Here is a 20132-nt window from a genome sequence, read left to right on the forward strand (position 1 = left end):
CCGGCAAGACTTTTCAAATGGAAACAAGTTTCCCCATGAACACCAACAACCCCCATGCCGGTCAGGCGTCGACCCCTGTCCTGGAGATGAATCTCATTGAACGCGTCTGTGTGGGTGACATCATCCAGCGCAGCGCCGATGTCTATCCCGACCGGGTGGCTGTCGTCGACGGCGACCACCAGGTGAGCTACCAGCAGTTCAACACCCTGGTGGACCGTCTGGGTCACGCCCTGCTGGGCCTGGGCCTGAAGCACCAGGATGTGGTGGCGCTGGCCTCGCGCAACACCCTGGAACTGCTGGTGACTTACTTCGCCTGTGCCCGGGCTGGCCTGATCTGCATGCCGGTGAACCTGGGCCTTCGCGCGAACGAGATCGCCTTCTGTCTGCGGGACGCCAAGGCACGCGTGATGATTGCCGAGTCCGCCCTGCGCGAGGTGGTGCAGGCGGCCATGAAGGACGGGCCCGCCGAGCTGCAGCGCGTGTTCTGGTTCGGTGACGAGGATGTGCCGCCCGAGGAAGACTTTGATGCCTTGCTGATGTCCGGCCGCGCCGAGCCCCTGGAGGTGTTCGTGGGCGACCGGGACATCGTCCAGCTGCTCTACACCAGCGGAACAACCGCCCATCCCAAGGGGGTGCTGACCAGCCACCTGGCCGTCACCATGGCGGGCCTGTCCAATGCGATCGGACACCGCTGCGACCCCGATTCGGTCGCCCTGGTGGCGCTGCCGCTGTTCCACTGCGCGATGCTCAACTCCGTGACCATGCCCTTCCTCATCGTTGGCGGCAAGGTGGTGCTCACCCAGGGTTTCGAGCCGGCGCAGGCCGCACGCCTGATCGACGAGCAGCAGGTCAGTGTCATGGTGTTGCTGCCGATGATGTACGGCCTGTGGCTGGGCGACCCGGTCTACCAGGGGCGCACCTTCCCGTCGATGCGGCGCGCCATGTACGCCATGGCCCCGATGCCCCCGGAGCGGCTCAAGGCCATCCACGGGCTGTTCCCCAACGCCGACGTGGTGCTCGGGTCCGGGCAGACCGAATTCACGCCGGCCACCTGCATGCAGCGGCCAGAACACCAGTGGTCCAAGGCCGCCACCTGGGGTACCGCGACCGTGATGACCCGCGTGGCCATCATGGACGAGGAGGGCCGGCTGCTGCCGCGCGGGGAGTCCGGCGAAATCGTCTACCGTGGCCCCCAGTGCATGCAGGGCTACCTGAACCTGCCCGGGGAAAACCGCCAGAGCTTCCGCCATGGCTGGTTCCACAGCGGCGACGTGGCCCACATCGACGAGGACGGCGCGATCTGGTTCAAGGATCGCTACAAGGACGTGATCAAGTCCGGAGGTGAGAACGTCACCTCCATCGAGGTCGAACGCTGCCTCATGGAGCACCCGGCGGTGGCCGATGCGGCCGTGGTCGGTGCGCCGCATGAGCGCTGGGGCGAGGCGGTGGTGGCCAGCGTGGTGCTGGCACCCGGGCAGACCACCGACGAGGCAGCCCTCATCGGGCATTGCCGGGAGCGCCTGGGGGGCTTCAAGGTGCCCAAGTCGATCGTCATCGTGCAGGAGTTCCCGCGCACCGGCACCGGCAAGATCCAGAAACACCTCATCCGTGCCCAGGTCCGCGACCTGTTCGCCAACACCTGAAGCCCATCCACCGGAGCCTGCCTTGAGTACCCTCAACTACGACGCCCTGTTCAACCTGCGTGGCAAGACCGCGCTCATCACCGGGGCCTCCAGCGGTATCGGCTTGCACGTGGCACGGCTGTACGCCAGCGCCGGTGCGGCGGTGGCGCTGGCTGCCCGGCGCGTTGACCGCATCGAGGCCGCTGCACAGCAGCTGCGCGATGCCGGACACCGCGCCTGTGCGGTGCCGATGGACCTGCTCGACGACGCCTCGATCGGCGCGGCCATGGACAGCGCCGAGGCGCAGCTCGGGGCACCGCTGAACCTGCTGTTCAACAACGCCGGCGTGCTCTACGCCGCGCGCTTTCTCGACCAGGACATGGCTGAGGTGGACAAGGTGTTCGACACCAACCTGCGTGGCAACTTCCGCGTGGCGCAGGAGGCCGCGCGCCGCATGAGCCAGCAGCGCGACGGGGTGATCATCAACGTGGCATCGACGGCGGCCTTCGGCACCGGGGCCCAGCTCTCGAGCTATTGCGCGTCGAAAGCCGGACTGGCGCACCTCACGCGCATCATGGCGCTGGAGCTGGCCTCCCGCGGCATCCGGGTCAACGCGCTGTGCCCCGGCAACTTCGAGACCGACATGGCCGACACCTTTCGCGACAAGGGCTTCGACCAGACCCTGATCGCCCGCACGCCGCTGCGCCGCTTCGGGCAGTTGCCCGATCTGGACGGCGCGGCGCTGCTGCTGGCCTCCGACGCGGGTCGCTACATGACCGGCGTGGCGCTGGTGGTCGATGGCGGACAGCTGCTCAGCTGGATGTGACGACCATGGCGCATTCCTTTGATCCTTCTCTGGCGCTGCGACCGGGCGGAACCGCGGTGATCACCGGTGCTGCCAGCGGCTTTGGGCGTGAACTGGCGCTGCTCTGCGCGGCCGAGGGCATGCGGCTCGTGCTCGCTGATGTGGACGAGATCGGTCTGGCACGGACCGCCGAGCTGACCGGCCTGCCGCCGCAAGCCGTGTGCGCGCAGCGCTGCAATGTGGCCGACGCCGGCGAAGTCGACCGGCTCGCAGCGCTCGCGGCCGAGCGCTTTGGCGCCGTGCATCTGCTGTTCAACAATGCGGGCGTCATCGCTGCAGGGGCTGTCTGGAAGGCGACCCCGCAGGACTGGCAATGGGTCTTCGGTGTCAACGTCATGGGCGTGGCCAACGGTGTGCGCAGTTTCGTGCCGGGCATGCTCGCGCACGGCGAGCCGGCCTGGGTGGTGAACACGGCGTCGGTGGCGGGCCTGGTCTGTCCGCCGGAGCTGTCGGTGTATGCCGCCAGCAAGCACGCGGTGGTGGCCCTCTCCGAGTGCCTTCACCACGAACTGGCCGCCAGCGGCCGTCCGGTGGGTGCATCGGTGCTGTGCCCGGCCTATGTGGACACCGGCATAGCCGACGCCCACCGCCACCGGCCACCCGAACTGGCCGAGCGCAATCCGGAAGACCCGGCCATCCTTGAACGCACCAAGAAGGCCATGCAGGCCGGACGGCTGAGCGCACGCGACGTGGCGCAGCGCACCCTGGCGGGCGTGCGGGAAGGGCGCTTTTACATCCTGCCCCATCGCAGCGCGGTGTCGGGCGTGGAGAGCCGCCTGCAGGCTGTGCTCGCAGGCGGAGCCCCCGACAACCCGCTGGGTGGCGTGGGTGTTGCGCCGCAGGCGCAGCCCTGAGGGCCTCACCTCCATTGCGCCAGTGACGGCGATCCATGAGCCCATGTACCCATGAAAACCGAAACCCCGTCGATCGATGTCCTGGCGTTGCGGCGCTATCTTCTGGCGTACATCCAGGATCTGGGTCCCGTGCTGGAGGTGGAGCCGTTTGCCGGTGGACAGTCCAACCCCACCTACCTGGTGACCGACGGCCAGCGTCGCTACGTCCTGCGCAAGAAGCCGGCCGGGGACCTGCTGCCGTCGGCGCACGCGGTCGATCGCGAATACCGAGTGATCAATGCCCTGCAGGGGACGGGCGTGCCGGTGGCGCGGACGATCTGCCTGTGCGAGGACCCCACGGTCATCGGCACCCCCTTCTATGTGATGGATTTTGTCCAGGGCCGGATCTTCTGGGACCCCGCCCTGCCTGAGCTCACGGGACCGGGGCGCCGTGCACTCTACGACGACATCAACCGCGTCGTGGCCGCACTGCATGCCGTGCGGCCCGAGCGGGTGGGGCTGCAGGACTACGGGCGACAAGGGCATTTTCTGGCGCGTCAGATGGCGCGCTGGACGCGCCAGTACCAGGCATCGGAGACCGAGCCGATCGAAGCGATGCACCAGCTGATGGCCTGGCTGCCCGCGCACATCCCCGTCAGCGAAGCGCACGGCATTGTCCATGGCGACCTGCGGCTGGACAACATGATCATCCATCCGACCGAGCCTCGCGTCGTCGCGCTGCTGGACTGGGAGCTGTCGACCCTGGGTGACCCCCTGGCCGATCTGGCTTATCACATGTTGCCCTGGCACCTCACGGCCCAGGAGTTCCGGGGCATGGCGGGCAGTGACCTGCGTTCGCTGGAGATACCGGCTGAGCGCGAGTACCTGGATCTCTGGCGGCAGCGCACCGGCTCCCCGCCGGTGTCGGAGGAAACCTGGAGCGTGTACCTGATCTACAACTTGTTTCGCCTGGCCGCCATCCTCCAGGGCATTGCGCGGCGCGCACGCGATGGAACGGCAGCCAGCGCCAACGCGCAGGAAACCGGCGCCCAGGCGAAACCTGTCGCAGACATCGCCTGGAAGCTGGCGCGCCAGCGTCTGGGCGCAACTTGAATTCCCCACACCGCAAGGATCACCATGGCATTTGAGCCCACCCCACGAGTTCTCGATCTCCAGAAGCGCCTGACGGCCTTCATGGAAGAGCACATCTATCCGAACGAAGAGCGCCACCTGCAGGAGGCCGAGTCCCTGGGGCCCTGGAAGGTGCTGCCGGTGATCGACGAGCTCAAGCCCCAGGCACAGGCGGCGGGACTGTGGAACCTCTTTCTGCCGGAGAGCGGTCACGGACCCGGTCTGAGCAATCTGGAATACGCGCCGCTGTGCGAGATCATGGGGCGTTCCCTGCTGGCACCCGAGGTGTTCAACTGCTCGGCCCCCGATACGGGCAACATGGAGGTGCTGGCGCGTTACGGCACGCCAGAGCAGCAGGAGCGCTGGCTCAAGCCGCTGCTGGCGGGCGAGATCCGCTCCTGCTTCGCCATGACCGAGCCCAAGGTCGCTTCCAGCGACGCCACCAACATCGAGAGCTTGATCCGGCGCGAGGGCGACGAGTACGTTGTCAGCGGCCACAAGTGGTACACCACCGGCGCCACCGATCCGCGCTGCAAGATTTCCATTTTCATGGGCAAGTCCGATCCGGACAACCCGGACCGTCACCTGCAGCAGTCCATGATCCTGGTGCCGATGGACAGCCCGGGCATCCATGTCAAGCGCTCGTTGCCGGTGTTCGGTTTCTACGGCATGCCCGACCGGGCGGCCGAGGTGGTCTTCGAGAACGTGCGCGTGCCCGCATCGAACATGCTGCTGGGCCAGGGGCGGGGCTTCGAGATCGCGCAGGGGCGTCTGGGTCCGGGCCGCATCCACCACTGCATGCGCCTGATCGGCCTTGCCGAGCGCACGCTGGAAAAAATGTGTCGCCGTGCGCTGGAGCGGGTGGCCTTTGGCCAGCCGGTGGCGACCCAGGGCGTGACGGTGGAGCGCATCGCACAGGCACGCATCATGATCGAGCAGACGCGCCTGCTCACGCTCAATGCGGCCGAGCGCATGGACACCGTGGGCAACAAGGAGGCCAAGGCCGAGATCGCCATGATCAAGGTGGCCGCACCCAACATGGCATGCCAGGTCGTGGACTGGGCCATCCAGGTGCACGGCGGCGGCGGCACCAGCAACGATTTCGGGCTGACCCATGCCTATGCCATGGCGCGTCTGCTGCGCCTTGCCGACGGACCCGACGAGGTGCACCGCAACCAGATTGGCAAGCTGGAACTCAGAAAACACCAGCCTCGCCGCCCCGTCCTGGGGTAAACCCTGAGAAAAATGGCGGCCAGGTGTCGCCAAGGCGGGTGTCTGTAGCCATAAGACACAAGACGGTGGGTGGGGGCTTGCCTACACTGGCATCCAGACGAGGATCATCAGGAAGGCGGCAGAACAGAACACCCGCCACATGATGCGCCGCCGACCGGCGCGTCGTTGAACACCAGGAGACAGAGATGCGTGTTGACCATGATTGTCCAGGCGCCACCAGCGTGCGCCGACCCGGCAGTGCCGATCGGGTGATGTGGATCACCCCGGACCGCGTGTTTTACGTGGGACTGCTCGGTGCGCCTTCCACCCGCAACTTCGGTGCCATCAGCCTGTATGTCGCGCTGGAGAGTCCGGTGCGCATCAGCGTGGATGGCGGGGAGTGGCAGACCGGCAATGTGGCCGTGGTGCAGCCCTTCACCAGCCACCGAGTGGCCAGCGACGCGCGTCACATCGCCGTTATCCACGTCGAGCCAGAGTCGGTCAATATCGCTTGCTTGCCCGCCCTGCTGCGCTCGGGAAGCGGGCCGGTGCAAGCAGACGGTTTCCGCGCCAGCGTGCTGCGAAGCCATGAAGCCTTGATCCGCAACGGCCAGCGCGTCGATGCACCCATGTTTGACTTTGACGAATTGGTCTTCGGGGCGCGGTTGCCCGTGCGCTCTGTGGATCCGCGCATTGCACGGGTGCTTGATCGCATTCGAAGTGACCCGTCCGGCCAGGCGCTGGCCCAGGACTGTGCCGAACAGGTTCACCTTTCGTTTTCCCGCTTTTTGCACCTCTTCAAGAGTGAAGTGGGCGCGTCGTTTCGCAGCTTTCGCACCTGGAAGCGTGCCCGCAGTCTGCTGCACTATGTGATGGACCAGCGCACCACCCTGACCGACGTGGCGCTGGACTCGGGCTACCCGGACTCGACGCACTTCAGCCATTCCATCCGTCAGGTCTACGGGCTGACGCCCAAGGACATCTTCGCCGGCTCGCGCAAGTTGCGCGTGATCGGCCCAGGCCAGTTCGCCTGAGGCTTCGGGGCCCGCTGGCGCCCAACCCCACCCGGTCAGCCCGGGATTGAGTCAAGAGGCCCACCCCGCGGGTGGGCCAGGGTGGCGCTCGTCCGTCCGGGCAGCGCCGGGCGGGGTGATCGGGCCTCGCCATGGGTTTCCATCGGAAATGTGAAGGACCAACATGACACACCAGCCAAACCCCCGGGCCAACGAACTGAGGCAGCGCGTCGACGCCTTCATGGCCGAGCACATCTATCCCAATGAGGTGCGCTATGCCGAGGCGCTCAGGCACTCGCACAATGGCCATGCGCCGGCCCTGCTCCAGGAGCTCAAGGCCCAGGCCCGGGAGCAGGGCCTGTGGAACCTGTTCCTGCCCGGCCTCCACGGCGCGGGTCTGAGCAACGCCGAGTACGCGCCGCTGGCCGAGCTCATGGGCCGGGTGTCCTGGGCGTCCGAGGTGTTCAACTGCTCGGCCCCCGACACCGGCAACATGGAGATCCTCTCGCTCTACGGCACCGAAGCGCAGAAAGAGCGCTGGCTCAAGCCCCTGATGGCGGGCGAAATCCGCTCGGCCTTCTCCATGACCGAGCCGGCGGTGGCGTCCAGCGACGCCACCAACATCCAGTGCGAAATCCTCCGCGACGGCGATCACTACGTCATCAACGGCCGCAAGTGGTACACCTCGGGCGCGATGAATGCGGCCTGCAAGCTGCTCATCGTGATGGGAAAGACCGACCCGGACAACGCCGACAAGCACCGGCAGCAGTCGATGATTCTGGTGCCCATCGACACCGCGGGCGTGCGCATCGTGCGCAACATGGCGGCCTTCGGTTATGAAGACCACCCCGGTGGGCATCCCGAGGTGGTGTATGACAACGTGCGTGTACCGGCAGACAACCTGCTGCTGGGCGAGGGTCGGGGCTTCGAGATCGCGCAGGGCCGGCTGGGCCCGGGGCGCATTCACCACTGCATGCGCCTCATCGGCTGCGCGCAGCGCGCGCTGGAACTCATGTGCCAGCGGGCCACCTCCCGCTCAGCCTTTGGCAAGGCGTTGGGTGAGCACGGATCGGTGCGCGAGGACATTGCGCATTCCTACTGTGAGATCGAGCAGGCCCGGCTGCTGACCATGCTGGCCGCCGGGAAGATGGACCGGGAGGGCAACAAGGCGGCGCGCGACCTGATCGCCGCAGCCAAGATCGTTGTGCCGTCGATGGCGGCGCGCGTGATCGACCGCGCCATCCAGGTGCACGGGGCGGCGGGCGTTTCTCAGGACACTTTTTTGCCGGAGGCCTACGTCTACGCACGTTTCATCCGCATCGGTGACGGGCCGGATCAGGTGCACCTGTCCGCGCTGGGCAAGCAGCTGCTCCGGCAGCACGGAACCCCTGAGGCGGCATGAGCGCCGCTCGGCCGTTCCGAAGGCGCTCAGCCCCGCAGTGCGCAGCACGGAGGGTAGTCCAGTGAGCAGCGTCGTCAGCGCCCCTGCGCTGGATCTCCCCCGGCTGGAGCGCTACCTTGCCGCACGCTTGCTGGCGGTGGGGCGGCTGATCGAGGCCAGGCGCCTTGTGGGCGGCAACTCCAATCCCATCTGGCACGTGCGGGCCGAGGGCGGTCTGTACATCCTGCGCACACAACCTGCGGGTGCCCTGCTCAAGTCGGCCCATGCACTGGACCGCGAGGTGCGCGTGATCCAGGCGCTCGATGGCACGGCGGTACCGGTGGCGCGCATCCATCACCTGTGCAGCGACCTGGACATCATCGGTGTGCAGTTCTACCTGATGGACTGCGTGGACGGCGAGGTGCACCGCGAGGTGGCGCTGCCCGGTCTGTCGCGCCAGCGGCGCACCGGCATCTACCGCGCCGCGCTCGACACACTGGTTGTCATTCACCGCACGGACCTGCAGGCGACCGGACTGACGGATTTCGGCCGGCCCGGCAACTACTTCGAGCGCCAGCTGCACCGGTGGACACAGCAATACCGCACAGCGCTCCCCGAAGGGCTGCCAGCGGTGGACGCGCTCATCGATGCCCTGGCGCCGATCGTCCCGCAGGGGCCCGCACCGACCGTGCTGCTGCATGGCGACTGCCGGCTCGACAACCTGATGTTCGAGCGGGGCAGCACGCGGGTGCGCGCCGTGCTCGACTGGGAACTGTCCACCCTGGGACATCCGCTGGCCGACCTGGGGCAGTTCCTGGGCGTGCAGGAGCTGCCACCCGACTACCTGCTGCCCGGTCTGGCCGGAGTGGACCGGGCTTCGCTGGGCATACCCGGCCAGCGCGAGATGGCGGACTACTACCTGGGGCGCATGGGAATGGACACGTCCACCGACCTGCGCTTCTACAAGGCCTTTGCCCTGTTCCGGCAGGCGGCCATGTCGGCCGGTCTGTTGCGCCGCGCGCGCGATGGCACGGCGGTGGCCGAGAGTGCGCTCGCATTCGGGGAGACCACCGAGGTCTTCGCCCACACCGGTCTGGCCGTGCTGGCCGCGCCCGACGTGGATTGACAAGGAAGGCAGCCATGGCCCGCACCTTCACCGACGAGCAGCTGCACCAGATCGCGCTGCCGCCCGAACAACATGCCCTGGCCGCCCTGCAGCGCGGCGATGTGCCGGCCGTGCAGCGCTGGCTGGACGAGATGGCCGCAGGGCACGCCGGGCTGGACGCACTTTCGCTGCACGCGCTGGCGCGCAAGGCCGGCAAGCTGCGGCAGGACGTGGGCGAAGAACAGGCCCTGCAGACCCTGGAGCGTGTGGGCCGCCAGCTCATGGCCACCTGGACCGCGCAGTGGCAGGCGGGTGACGTGCGCGGCGCCATTGCCGACCTGGTGGCCGTGTTCCGCCACCAGGCGGGCGCGGGGCTGGCCCCGATCGCAGAGGACGACGAGCACGTCATCCTCTGCCTCTCGCCCTGCGGCAGCGGTGGCCGGGTGGACCGCCAGCGCCTGGCCGAGAAACACCCGGCGGCCTACGGCGGCTGGAGCGATGGCGTGAACAGCTACTGCCAGGGCTGCAAGGCCCAGCAGCGCGCCCTGAACGCCAGCCTGGGCTTTGCCGCCTGGACCAGCGAGAAGCGCGCCGACGGCGCCTGCGTGCTGCGCTTTGACAAGGGCGCGCAGCGCGGCCAGGCCCTGTTCACCGGGGCCGAGCGCCGCGACCTCACGCAGACCCGCGTCCAGCGCGCCCGTGAGCAGCTCGCGCAGGGCGGTGCAGACGTTGCCCCCCTGCTCGACGGGCAGCGCAAGGAATGGATGCCCTGGCACGACTTCGCGGTGGTCTGGCTGGCCCACCTGTACGCCGCCGCGCTGGAGATCGGCGGTCAGCCCTACCTGGACGAGCTGCTGGCCCAGACCTACGAGCCGGCCTTCGTGGCCGGTTTTCCGCGCTACGCCGGGCTGGACGATGAGGCGCTGGCGCGGGAGATCGCCCGCACCTGGAACTACCACTGCGCCGACTTTCGCCTGCACGAGGAGGACGAGCGTTTCGTCTTCACGCTCGATCCCTGTGGCAGCGGCGGGCGCCTGTTGCGCGGGCAGATGTGGCGCGACATGTTCCGTTACGGCGCGCCGCTCTCTCCCCTGATCGCCGAGCCGCAACCCATCAACTTCATGCGGCGCAACGCACCGTCGTACTGCACCCATTGCGCCGCGTCGAACCGCGCGCAGTTGCGCGGCGCGGCCGACCCGGCCGTGCCGCTGTTCTTCGTGATCGACGGCCACGCCCAGATGGCGCCGGGCATGCCCTGCCGCACCTACGTTTACAAGCGGGCGGCCGACCGTGCCCGCGTCGATCCCGCGCTGTTCCACCAGGTGGGCCTGAGCACGCCCGCCGATCCCAACCCTTCAGGAGACTGCCCATGAGCACCCCCGCCGGCGCACCGCGCCATCCTTTTGATCTCACCGGCCAGGTGGCCCTCGTCACGGGCTCCACCATGGGTATCGGCGAAGCCACCGCCCGCGCGCTGGCGAAGGCGGGTGCGCATGTGATCATCAGCAGCCGAAAGCCCGAGGACTGTGAGCGGGTGGCGAGCGGGTTTCGTGACGAGGGGCTGAGCGCCGAAGGGCGTGCCTGCCACATCGGCCGGATGGAAGACATTGCCGCCATGGGCGAGTACCTGCAGGCCACGCACGGCGGGCTGGACATTCTGGTGAACAACGCCGTGCTCAGCCCGCTGCGCAGCATCGACGACACCGAGCCCGGCCTGTTCGCCAAGGCGGTGGAGGTCAACCTGCGCGGCTACTGGTACCTGTCGCTCGAAGCGACCAGGCGCATGAAGCCGCGCGGCGGTGGCAGCATCGTCAACATCGCCTCCATCGCGGCGCTGCACCCGGACCGCAACCTGGGCCTTTACTCCACCCTCAAGACAGCACTGATCGGCATGAGCCGCAGCTTTGCGCTGGAATACGGCAGCTTCGGCATTCGCGTCAACACGGTGATGCCCGGTCTGATCAAGACCAAGCTGGCCGATGCGTACGACCCCGAACAGCAGGCGCGCACCATCGCACGCACACCGGTGGGTCGCCTGGGCGAGGGCGAGGACATCGGCAACGCCGTGCTTTACCTCAGCAGCCCCGGCGCGGCCTTCGTCACCGGCGCCAGCCTCGTGGTCGATGGTGGCCTGACCATCGCTTCCCTGTGAAAGGCACATCATGAAAGCGGTGCTCTGCACACAGTACGGTCCGCCCTCGTCGCTGGTGGTCAAAGACATCCCTGCGCTGCAGCCCGGTCCGGGCGAGGTGGTGGTGGCGGTGCACGCGGCCTCGGTCAACTTCCCCGACGGCCTGATCATCGAGAACAAGTACCAGTTCAAGCCCGAGCTGCCGTTCTCGCCCGGTGGCGAGGTGGCGGGCACGATCGGCGCCATCGGTCCGGGCGTGACGGGCTGGTCGGTGGGGGACCGGGTGATTGCGGTGTGCGGCTGGGGTGGCTTTGCCGATGAGGTGCGTGTTCCCGCGCGCAAACTCATCCGGTTGCCCGAGGGCATTGCCATGGACGCAGCCTCGGCGCTGGTCATCACCTACGGCACCACGCACTACGCGCTCCAGCTGCGAGGCCATCTGCAGCCGGGCGAAACCCTGCTGGTGCTGGGCGCTGCCGGCGGTACCGGACTGTCGGCGGTGGAGCTGGGCAAGCTGATGGGCGCGCGAGTGATTGCCGCGGCCTCCAGCGACGAGAAGCTGGCGCTGTGCCGGGCCGCCGGTGCGGACGAGGTCATCAACTACGCCACGGAGGATTTGCGCGCGGGCATCAAGCGACTCACCGGCGGGCGGGGCGTGGACGTGGTCTACGACCCGGTCGGTGGCGACTACACCGAGGCGGCGCTGCGCAGCATGGCCTGGGACGGCCGCCTGCTGATCATCGGCTTCACCACCGGCACCATTGCGCGCCCGCCGCTGAACCTGCCGTTGCTCAAGGGCTGCTCTCTGGTGGGCGTTTTCTATGGCGGTTTCACCGAACGCGACCCGGTACGGGCCGATGAACTGATGCAGCAGCTGCTGGGCTGGCTGCGCGAGGGACGCATCCGCCCGGTCATCAGCGCGCATCTGCCCATCGAGGCCGCTGCCCAGGCGCTGGACACGGTGGGCCAGCGCCGGGCGCTGGGCAAGATCGTGCTCACGACGGCGCTGGGTCGCGCTGCGGGCTTGCCATGAACGTGGCCGGACAGGTGGTGGTGATCACCGGCGGGGGCAGCGGCATCGGCGCGGCCCTGGCCCGGCGCTGCGCGCTCGAAGGCGCGGCCCGGGTGGTCGTGAGCGACCGCCATGCGGCGGCGGCCGAGGCGGTCGCGCGCGAGATCGGTGGCCTGGCCATCGCGGCCGACGTGGCCGACGAGGCGCAGACCCGCGCGCTCATTGATGAGACCGAACACCGTTGCGGCCCCATCGGCCTGTTCTGTGCCAACGCGGGTGTGACGGCCCGGGGCGGGGTGGAGCTGCCCGATGCCGACTGGCAGCGGCTGTGGCAGATCAACGTGATGGCCCATGTGCATGCGGCGCGCATGCTGGTGCCCCGCATGCTGGCACGGGGCGGCGGCCACCTGCTGTTCACGGCATCGGCGGCAGGCTTGCTGTCGCAGTTCGATGCTCCGTATGCGGTGACCAAGCACGCGGCGGTGGCGCACGCGGAATGGTTGTCCATCACCTACGGAAACCAGGGCCTGGGTGTGAGCTGTCTGTGCCCGCTGGGGGTGGACACCCCCATGCTGCAGGCCGAAGGCGATGTGCGGCGCGCACTGATGTCGGACTGCCTGCTGAGTGCCGATGCTGTGGCACAGGTGGTGATGCAAGGCCTGGCCGCGGGCGATTTCCTGATCCTGCCGCACCCGCAGGTGCGCGAGTTCATGCGTCGGCGAGGTCAGGACCACGACCGCTGGCTGCAGGCCATGCGACCGTTCCACGCGCAGGCCCACGGTGGCTGACGCCGCCGCGCGCGTTCGCGTCCTGCTGTTGCTGACCACGCTGCTGTGGGGCTTGAACCTGGCGGTCCTCAAGTGGCTCACCGGGGTGTTCGACCCGGTGCTGCTGTCGGCCGTGCGCATGGTCTCGGCCATCCTGCCCATGCTGGTGCTGCTGCGGTACTGGCGTTGCTGGCAGTCGCCCGACCGGGCGCAGTGGCTGCAGCTGGCCGCGTGCGGTGTGCTCATGGTGTACCTCAACCAGTGGCTGCTGGCCGCGGGTCTGGCGCGCAGCACGGCCACCCATGGTGCGCTCATCACCGCGCTGAATCCGCTGATGTCGGCCGTGCTGGCGCTGTGGCTGCTGCGCGAGCGGATCAGTGGCCGGCGGCTGTCCGGCGTGGGGCTGGGGCTGGCCGGTGTGACGCTGGTCATCCTGCAGCGCCCCGGCGCGGAGCTGGCGCAGGGCGGCGTGGGTGACGGCCTGGTGGTGCTGGCGGTGCTGGTGTTCACCCTGGGGGCCGTGTTCATCCAGCGCCTGGCGGCCCGGCTCAACGCGGTGGTGATCGGCATCGGCGTGCATGCGGTGGGCTCGGCCTGCCTGGTGCTGCACACCCTGGTCCAGACGGTGTGGACGGGCGAGGCGCCGGCCATGCCGGGCGCGGCCGACATCTGGGGCATTGCCATCGTGTCGGGCATGTTGTCCACGGGCATCGGCAACCTGATGTGGAACCGCGCCATCGGCCTGGTGGGCATGGCGCGCGCGGCGGTGTGGCTGTACTGGGTGCCGCTGTTCGGGGTGGTTTCGGCCGTCGGCCTGCTGGGCGAGCCGCTGACGATCTGGCATGCCGTGGCCTTGCTCATGGTCTTCGCGGGCACCTACCTGGGCACGCAGGTGGGACCGGTGCCCCGCGCCGTGGATCAGGTCTAGGGAAAACCCGCTCGATCGCAGCCAGTGGGCGCAAGCGGGCCGGGGCCTGGCTTCCTAGCATGGAGAGGCTCGAAGCCGTTTCGTGATGGTGTCCGGTGTGTGCGGCTTCGGCGTTCAACCCAACGACCAACCGGGCCTTTGACGGCCCAAGGAGACAAGGCATGACCCCCTGGATTCGCCGCGTGCTCGGCACGGCCACCGCCGTGGCCGCACTCGCCACCACCGCCATCCCCTCGCACGCACAGAACCGCGAACTGCGCTACGCCATCGGACAGCCCCCCAGCGCCTTGCCGGTCCTGGGCGGGCAGGAGCTGGCCAAGGCGGTGGGCAAGGCCACCGACGGCAAACTCACCGTCAAGGTCTATGCCATGTCGCTGCTCAACATGGCGGAGACCTCGGCCGGCCTGCGCGACGGCATGGCCGACATCGGCTTTGTGCTCACGCCGTATTTCCCGTCCGAGTATCCGCACACCAACGTGATCTCCGAAGCCTCCATGATGCTGCGCCTCATGGGCGACAAGGTGCGTGGCAAGGAAGGGCTGGTGTACATCCCGGCCATGACCGAGTTCATCTTCACCAAGTGTCCTGAATGCCACCAGGAGTTCGCCAAACAGAACCAGGTCTACACCGGGCATGTTGGCGGTTCGAGCTATGGCCTGATCTGCAACAAGCCGGTCCGGTCCGAGGCCGACATGAAGGGCAAGCGCTTCCGTGTGGGCGCCGCCAACTGGTCGCGCTGGGTCACTCAGATGGGGGGATCGCCCGTCACCATGTCGGCCAATGAAATGCTGGAAGCCCTCAAGCAGGGCGTGGTCGACTGCATCGTGCTGTCATCGCCGGAAATCCGCAACTTCGGTCTGACCGAGGTGGTGACCGACATCTCAATGGGCGCGCCCGGCGGCATCTTCTCCACGGCAGGCTCCAACGTGAACACCAAGGTATGGCGCAGTCTGACCAGTGAGCAGCGTGCGGCGCTGCTGCGTGGCGCCGCTGTGGCGGCAGCCAACGTCCCCTTTGCCTACCACCGTGTCGAAAACGAGGTGCTGGAGCAGATGAAGAAGCGCGGCGCCCGCCTGCATGAAACCGACCCTGGCCTGGTCCAGAAGTCGCAGGTCTTCATCGAGCAGGACATGAAGACCATCGCCGACTACTTTGCGTCCAAGCACGGCGTCAAGCGCAGCGCGCAGATGCTGGCCGAGTTCCGTCCCATCCTGGCCAAATGGGCGGACCTGGTGCAGGGCGTGACCACCGAGGAACAGTATGCAGAGCTCTACTGGCGCGAGGTGTTTTCCAAAGTGAATCCCGCCACCTACGGCATGCAGTGAGCGACGGCGGCCGATGTGAACATCGGCCCCGCCCGCTGATGCAACAAAAAGCCCGCCGATGGCGGGCTTTTTGTTGGGCCGCAGGCATGGGCCTGGGACCAGGTCAGTCCAGTTGCCGGGCCAGTGCCGCCGGAATGGCCACCGGCAGGTCCAGCAGCATCTGTCCCATGCCCTTGCCCAGCGGGTCCATGCGGCTGGATGCGGGGCCGCCGCCGTCCAGGGCGTCGTTCATGGTGATGTTCAGGGCATGGATGCCGGGCAGGTAGAAGCGCCGCACCTCACCCTGGACGAGGTGGGCGAAGTAGGCCTTGACCACCTCGGGGGTCAGGCGGGCCCAGATCAGTGACATCCAGGCCGGGTCGCGCGCGATGATGCCGATGTTGGAGATATCGCCCTTGTCGCCGCTGCGGGCCCAGGCCAGGCGCACCAGTGGCACCTCGACCTGCGGGCCGGCGGGATCGTCCCACCCCGCCGGTGCCAGCGGGGCCGGTGGCTCGGCACTGCCCGTGCCTGGCGCAATGACGGCGGGATGGCTCTGGCCATCGACGACAACGCTCACGGGCACATCGCTTTTCTTCACCAGCAGCGACAGGGGCTTGATGTTGGGCGAAGCGCTGGGCCGTCCGCTGCTCGGTCCGGTCGTGCCAGGCGACCAGGAGGTGCCGGACGGCACGATCTCGCGGGCGAAAATCTCCAGCGCCTGCTTCATCGGGTGGGTGACCGCGATGCGCACCATCACCTCACGCGAGGCGCTGGTCCGGGCGTGCGGGCCATACAGGGTTTCCGCACCCAGCAGGGCGACATTGGCGCTGGTGTAGTCGGGCATGCCCAGCGACCGGAGAATGCTGCGCGTGCGGGCGATCACCGCCTCGCCGGTGCGGCGGGCCTTGGCCGCGGCATCGATGCCGATGATGACCATGGTGCCCGCGCAGCGGTAGCCGTCGAGCTGCGTGGCCGAGACCTTGTAGCTGTCGGTGGGCGCCCGTCCCCGGGCCCCGCTGACACGCACGCGCTCGCTCGCCACCTGCTCGATCACCACGGAGCGGAAATCGCAGGTCACATCGGGCAACAGGTAGGCGCCTGGGTCCCCGATCTCGTAGAGCAGCTGTTCGGCCACGGCGGCGCGTGCGATGAGACCGCCGGTGCCCGCAGGCTTGGTGACCTCGAAGCTGCCGTCGGCGCGGCACTCGATGATGGGGTAGCCGATGTTGGGCCAGTCCTCCACGCGCTCCCAGTCGGTGTGCAGGCCGCCGGTGGCCTGGCAGCCGCACTCGATGATGTGGCCCGCCAGGCTGCCGCCCGCCAGCTGGTCCAGTTCGGCCGAAGACCAGCCAAACTCATGAATCAGGATGCCCAGGGTGGTGGCGCTGTCCACGCCGCGGCCGGTGATGACGATGTCGGCACCGGCCGCCAGGGCCTGGGCCACCGGGAACGCGCCCAGATAGGCATTGGCGCTGAGAATCTTCTCGGGCAAGGCCTCGCCGGTGAACATGTCTCGCGTGCCCTGTTCGCGCAGGCGGGGCATCTGCGCGCTGATGTCGTCGCCGAGCACCACGGCAATGCGCGGAGCCAGCCCCAGGCACTCCGCCAAGGCCTTGAGCGCATCGGCACAGCCCTGCGGGTTGATGCCACCCGCGTTGGCCACCACCTTGATGCCCCGGCGCATGACCTCGGGCAGCACCGCCTTCATGGCGATGTCCACGAAGTCGGTGGCGTAGCCCAGCTCGGGCTTCTTGCTGCGCGCAGCGGCCAGGATGGCCATGGTGGTCTCGGCCAGGTAGTCGAACACCAGGTAGTCGATCTGCCCGGAATTGACGAGCTGTGGGGCGCCCAACATGCTGTCGCCCCAGAAACCCGAGGCGCCGCCGATGCGGACGATGCTGTCTTGTTGTGCCATGTCGGTCTCCGATGAATGGAATGCGATGGCAGCGTAGCAGGCGGTACCACCAGTGGCTTGCGGCAAGTGGCTGGTTCAGGCGGTGTGGCGCAAAACCCGATGCCCGCCGGGGGTTGACCAGTTGGCACAAGACGGTCACCGGGGGTGTCCACCACACTGGCCCGACGGCCGCCTGGCGGCCATCTTTCACCTCTCGTCCCGGGACCCCGGTTTGGTCATGACGTCTGCCCGATTGCAGGGCCCCGCCGACGGGGTCGCACCAGTTTCCTTTTGTGTGCTCGGTTTCGGGGACGCGGTCCACTGGGCATCGCTCGCCCTGATGGAGAGCCTGCGGACCCGGGGCTACCGCATCACCGGCCTGCTGCCCCTGGCCGGCGATGCGCAGTGGCGCCAGGGCAGATGGCGCAGCGATCGGGTGGCTCAGCTGCAGGGCGCGAGTTCGTTTGCCTTCCCAGCGTCGGCCCTGTGCACCGCGGCGCAGCCCGATCTGCGGGACCAGCCCGACGGTGAGGTGGATGTGGAGGCCGTGGTCGACAGCCATGCCGTGCTGGCGACCTGGGTGGATGTCGTCGTCGTGGATGCGCTGGGAGATCCGGACGGAGGGCCGACACCGAACATGGGGGACGTGGCGCAGGCACTGGGTCTGCCCGTGGTCATCGCGTGCGAGGGCAGCGAACAGGGTCTGCAGAAGGCCTGCGGGCTCGTGTCGCATCTGCGGGCCCGCGGGCTGCGGGTGGTGGCCTGGGTGCAGTCCGGACCGCAGCCGATGGCCTGTGCCGCCGGCATTCCCTGTGTCGGCGCCATCCCGCCCGGGGATCTGCACGAACCCGTGCGTGCGGCCCGTCATGTCGATGTGATGCGACTGCTGTGTGCCTTGCAGGTCAGCGCGGACCCGTCTGCGACCGGTGTCTCAGCCAATGCGCGCAAGACAGGTGGGCAGCTGTTCTGAACAATCGGTGGACGATGATTGAAACGGGCTGACGAAGGCCCCCCGACGACACCATGACTTTCCGCAACACCCTCGATTTCCTGCTGCTTGACTGGTTGCAAGCCACCCGGCTTGCCGCGCGCCCGCGCTTTGCCGACCACTCGGCCGATACGTTTGCTGCGGTGCTGGACCTCAGCGAGAGGCTGGCCCAGGACAAATTTGCGCCGCACAACCGGCTGGTCGATACCGAGGAGCCCAGCTTTGATGGCGAGCGGGTCACCCTGCCACAGGTGACGAAGGAGGCGGTGCGGGCGCACGCCGAGGCGGGCCTGCGGGCGGCGGGCCAGGACGCCGAGGTGGGGGGCATGCAGCTGCCTTATGTGGTGGAGGCCGCCTCGCGCACCTTCTTCATGAAGGCCAGCATCGGCATCGATGCCTACGCCATGCTCACCACGGCCAACGCCAACCTGCTCATGGCCCACGGCACGCCGGCGCAACGGACCGCCTTCGCCCTGCCCGAGCTCGATGGGCGCTACACCGGCACCATGTGCCTGAGCGAGCCCCAGGCCGGATCCAGTCTGGGGGACATCCTCACCCGCGCGGTGCCGGACGGCGCGGGGGCCGAGAGCGACCCGCTGGGGCCACGCTACCGCATCACCGGCCACAAGATGTGGATCTCCGGCGGCGAGCACGAGATGGCCGACAACATCATCCATCTCGTGTTGGCCAAGATTCCCGGCCCCGACGGCAAGCTGCCGGCAGGTGTCAAGGGCCTTTCGCTGTTCATCGTGCCGCGCATGCTGGTCGAGGCCGACGGATGCCTGAGCGGCCAGCGCAACGACGTGTCGCTGGCGGGGCTGAACCACAAGCTGGGCTATCGCGGCACGGTCAACACCCTGCTGAACTTCGGCGAGGGCCGCCACCCGGTGCGGGGGCAGGCCGGGGCGGTCGGTTACCGCGTCGGTGCGCCGGGTGACGGGCTCCGGTGCATGTTCCACATGATGAACGAGGCGCGCATCCAGGTCGGCCTGGGGGCCACCATGCTGGGTTACGCCGGCTACGAAGCGTCGCTGGCGTATGCGCGTCAGCGCCCACAGGGGCGTTCCAGTGGTCCCGCGGGCAAGGACCCGGGAGTTCCCCAGCAGGCCATCATCGAACACCCGGATGTGCGGCGCATGCTGCTGGCCCAGAAGGCCTATGCCGAAGGGGGGCTGGCGCTGGGCCTGTACTGTGCGCGGCTGGTCGATGAAAAGGCCACCGGCGAAGCCACCAGCGCAGCCGATGCGGCCACCTTGCTGGAGCTGCTCACGCCCGTCGCCAAGAGCTGGCCCAGCGAGTGGTGCCTGGAGGCCAACAGCCTGGCCATCCAGGTGCACGGGGGCTACGGCTACACACGGGACTTCCCGGTGGAGCAGCACTGGCGCGACAACCGCCTGAACATGATTCACGAAGGCACGCACGGCATCCAGGCCCAGGACCTGCTGGGCCGCAAGGTGCGTGCCGAAGGCGGGCGCGCCCTGGCGCTGTGGCTGGCCCGCGTGCAGGAAACGGCGACCCGCGCACGCCGGGTGGCGTCACTCGGGCAAATGGCCGATGCGCTGGAGGATGCGGCCGCGCTGATCGGAGCGGCGACACAGGTGGCCTGGCGCGATGGACGCGCCGATGTGGCGATGCACAACGCCATGGGCTACCTGCGCGGCTTCGGCCACACCGTGCTGGCCTGGCTGTGGCTCGACGTGGCCGGCCTGGCCGCCCAGCGGCTGTCCGCCGGTGAAGGTGAATCGGTCCTGCTGCGCGGCAAGCTGGAGGCGGCGCGCTATTTCTTTGCGCACGAGCTGCCCCAGGTACAGGCCTGGCTGGCCTCGGTGATCGACGCCGACGACCAGTTCGCCACGCTCGACCCCGCCGTGCTCTGAGCGCCAGGCAGCTTAGCCAGTCGGCACAAGCTGCCTTGGCACCCCGATCCTAGAATGAACCGAAAC

Annotated in this window: 17 protein-coding genes; 16 read left to right on the forward strand and 1 reads right to left on the reverse strand. The window is 68.2% G+C overall.

Features of this window, described 5'->3' with window-relative positions; genetic code table 11:
* Positions 1 to 35: 35 nt before the first annotated feature.
* The 14 genes from AC23D4_RS01210 to AC23D4_RS01275 all read left to right on the forward strand — a co-directional run bounded on the left by AC23D4_RS01210 (position 36) and on the right by AC23D4_RS01275 (position 15325).
* Positions 36 to 1643 (forward strand): class I adenylate-forming enzyme family protein, encoded by a 1608-nt coding sequence (locus AC23D4_RS01210; protein ID WP_472888520.1) that lies wholly within the window; start codon positions 36 to 38, stop codon positions 1641 to 1643.
* A 22-nt stretch (positions 1644 to 1665) separates the two neighbouring features.
* Positions 1666 to 2448, forward strand: a complete 783-nt coding sequence (locus AC23D4_RS01215; RefSeq protein WP_472888521.1) for an SDR family NAD(P)-dependent oxidoreductase — start codon at positions 1666 to 1668, stop codon at positions 2446 to 2448.
* A gap of 5 nt (positions 2449 to 2453) precedes the next feature.
* Positions 2454 to 3341, forward strand: a complete 888-nt coding sequence (locus AC23D4_RS01220) for an SDR family NAD(P)-dependent oxidoreductase (protein ID WP_472888522.1) — start codon at positions 2454 to 2456, stop codon at positions 3339 to 3341.
* A gap of 51 nt (positions 3342 to 3392) precedes the next feature.
* Positions 3393 to 4433: a phosphotransferase family protein gene (locus AC23D4_RS01225; protein ID WP_472888523.1), complete on the forward strand. Its 1041-nt coding sequence runs from the start codon at positions 3393 to 3395 to the stop codon at positions 4431 to 4433.
* A gap of 24 nt (positions 4434 to 4457) precedes the next feature.
* Positions 4458 to 5684, forward strand: coding sequence for an acyl-CoA dehydrogenase family protein (locus tag AC23D4_RS01230; RefSeq protein ID WP_472888524.1), 1227 nt, complete (start codon positions 4458 to 4460; stop codon positions 5682 to 5684).
* Positions 5685 to 5869: 185 nt separating this feature from the next.
* Positions 5870 to 6697: a helix-turn-helix transcriptional regulator gene (locus tag AC23D4_RS01235; protein WP_472888525.1), complete on the forward strand. Its 828-nt coding sequence runs from the start codon at positions 5870 to 5872 to the stop codon at positions 6695 to 6697.
* A 163-nt stretch (positions 6698 to 6860) separates the two neighbouring features.
* Positions 6861 to 8078, forward strand: coding sequence for an acyl-CoA dehydrogenase family protein (locus tag AC23D4_RS01240; protein WP_472888526.1), 1218 nt, complete (start codon positions 6861 to 6863; stop codon positions 8076 to 8078).
* A gap of 61 nt (positions 8079 to 8139) precedes the next feature.
* Positions 8140 to 9183: a phosphotransferase family protein gene (locus AC23D4_RS01245; protein WP_472888527.1), complete on the forward strand. Its 1044-nt coding sequence runs from the start codon at positions 8140 to 8142 to the stop codon at positions 9181 to 9183.
* A gap of 14 nt (positions 9184 to 9197) precedes the next feature.
* Positions 9198 to 10535, forward strand: coding sequence for a hypothetical protein (locus tag AC23D4_RS01250; protein ID WP_472888528.1), 1338 nt, complete (start codon positions 9198 to 9200; stop codon positions 10533 to 10535).
* Complete coding sequence (locus AC23D4_RS01255; protein WP_472888529.1) at positions 10532 to 11314, forward strand: glucose 1-dehydrogenase; 783 nt, start codon at positions 10532 to 10534, stop codon at positions 11312 to 11314. Before AC23D4_RS01250 ends, AC23D4_RS01255 begins: the two co-directional genes overlap by 4 nt.
* A 10-nt stretch (positions 11315 to 11324) precedes the next feature.
* Complete coding sequence (locus AC23D4_RS01260) at positions 11325 to 12326, forward strand: NADPH:quinone oxidoreductase family protein (protein WP_472888530.1); 1002 nt, start codon at positions 11325 to 11327, stop codon at positions 12324 to 12326.
* The gene (locus tag AC23D4_RS01265; protein WP_472888531.1) at positions 12323 to 13093 is read left to right on the forward strand and encodes an SDR family oxidoreductase; all 771 of its coding nucleotides are present in this window, start codon (positions 12323 to 12325) and stop codon (positions 13091 to 13093) included. Before AC23D4_RS01260 ends, AC23D4_RS01265 begins: the two co-directional genes overlap by 4 nt.
* Entirely contained in the window at positions 13086 to 14000 is a 915-nt protein-coding gene (locus tag AC23D4_RS01270) for a DMT family transporter (protein ID WP_472888532.1), read from the forward strand. Before AC23D4_RS01265 ends, AC23D4_RS01270 begins: the two co-directional genes overlap by 8 nt.
* A 161-nt stretch (positions 14001 to 14161) precedes the next feature.
* On the forward strand, positions 14162 to 15325 hold the full coding sequence (locus tag AC23D4_RS01275; protein ID WP_472888533.1) for a C4-dicarboxylate TRAP transporter substrate-binding protein: 1164 nt from the start codon (positions 14162 to 14164) through the stop codon (positions 15323 to 15325).
* A 103-nt stretch (positions 15326 to 15428) separates the two neighbouring features.
* On the opposite strand, the gene AC23D4_RS01280 is transcribed toward AC23D4_RS01275, so the two are convergent.
* Positions 15429 to 17222 carry an acyclic terpene utilization AtuA family protein gene (locus AC23D4_RS01280; protein ID WP_472888534.1) on the reverse strand — a complete coding sequence of 598 codons (1794 nt, stop codon included), beginning with the start codon at positions 17220 to 17222 and terminating at the stop codon, positions 15429 to 15431.
* Positions 17223 to 17439: 217 nt separating this feature from the next.
* Between AC23D4_RS01280 and AC23D4_RS01285 the strand changes: the two genes are divergently transcribed.
* Both AC23D4_RS01285 and AC23D4_RS01290 read left to right on the forward strand, forming a co-directional pair.
* Entirely contained in the window at positions 17440 to 18171 is a 732-nt protein-coding gene (locus AC23D4_RS01285; RefSeq protein WP_472888535.1) for an AAA family ATPase, read from the forward strand.
* A 53-nt stretch (positions 18172 to 18224) separates the two neighbouring features.
* Entirely contained in the window at positions 18225 to 20066 is a 1842-nt protein-coding gene (locus tag AC23D4_RS01290; RefSeq protein WP_472888536.1) for an acyl-CoA dehydrogenase family protein, read from the forward strand.
* Positions 20067 to 20132: the final 66 nt, after the last annotated feature.

This window comes from Hydrogenophaga sp. L76 (assembly GCF_057654755.1).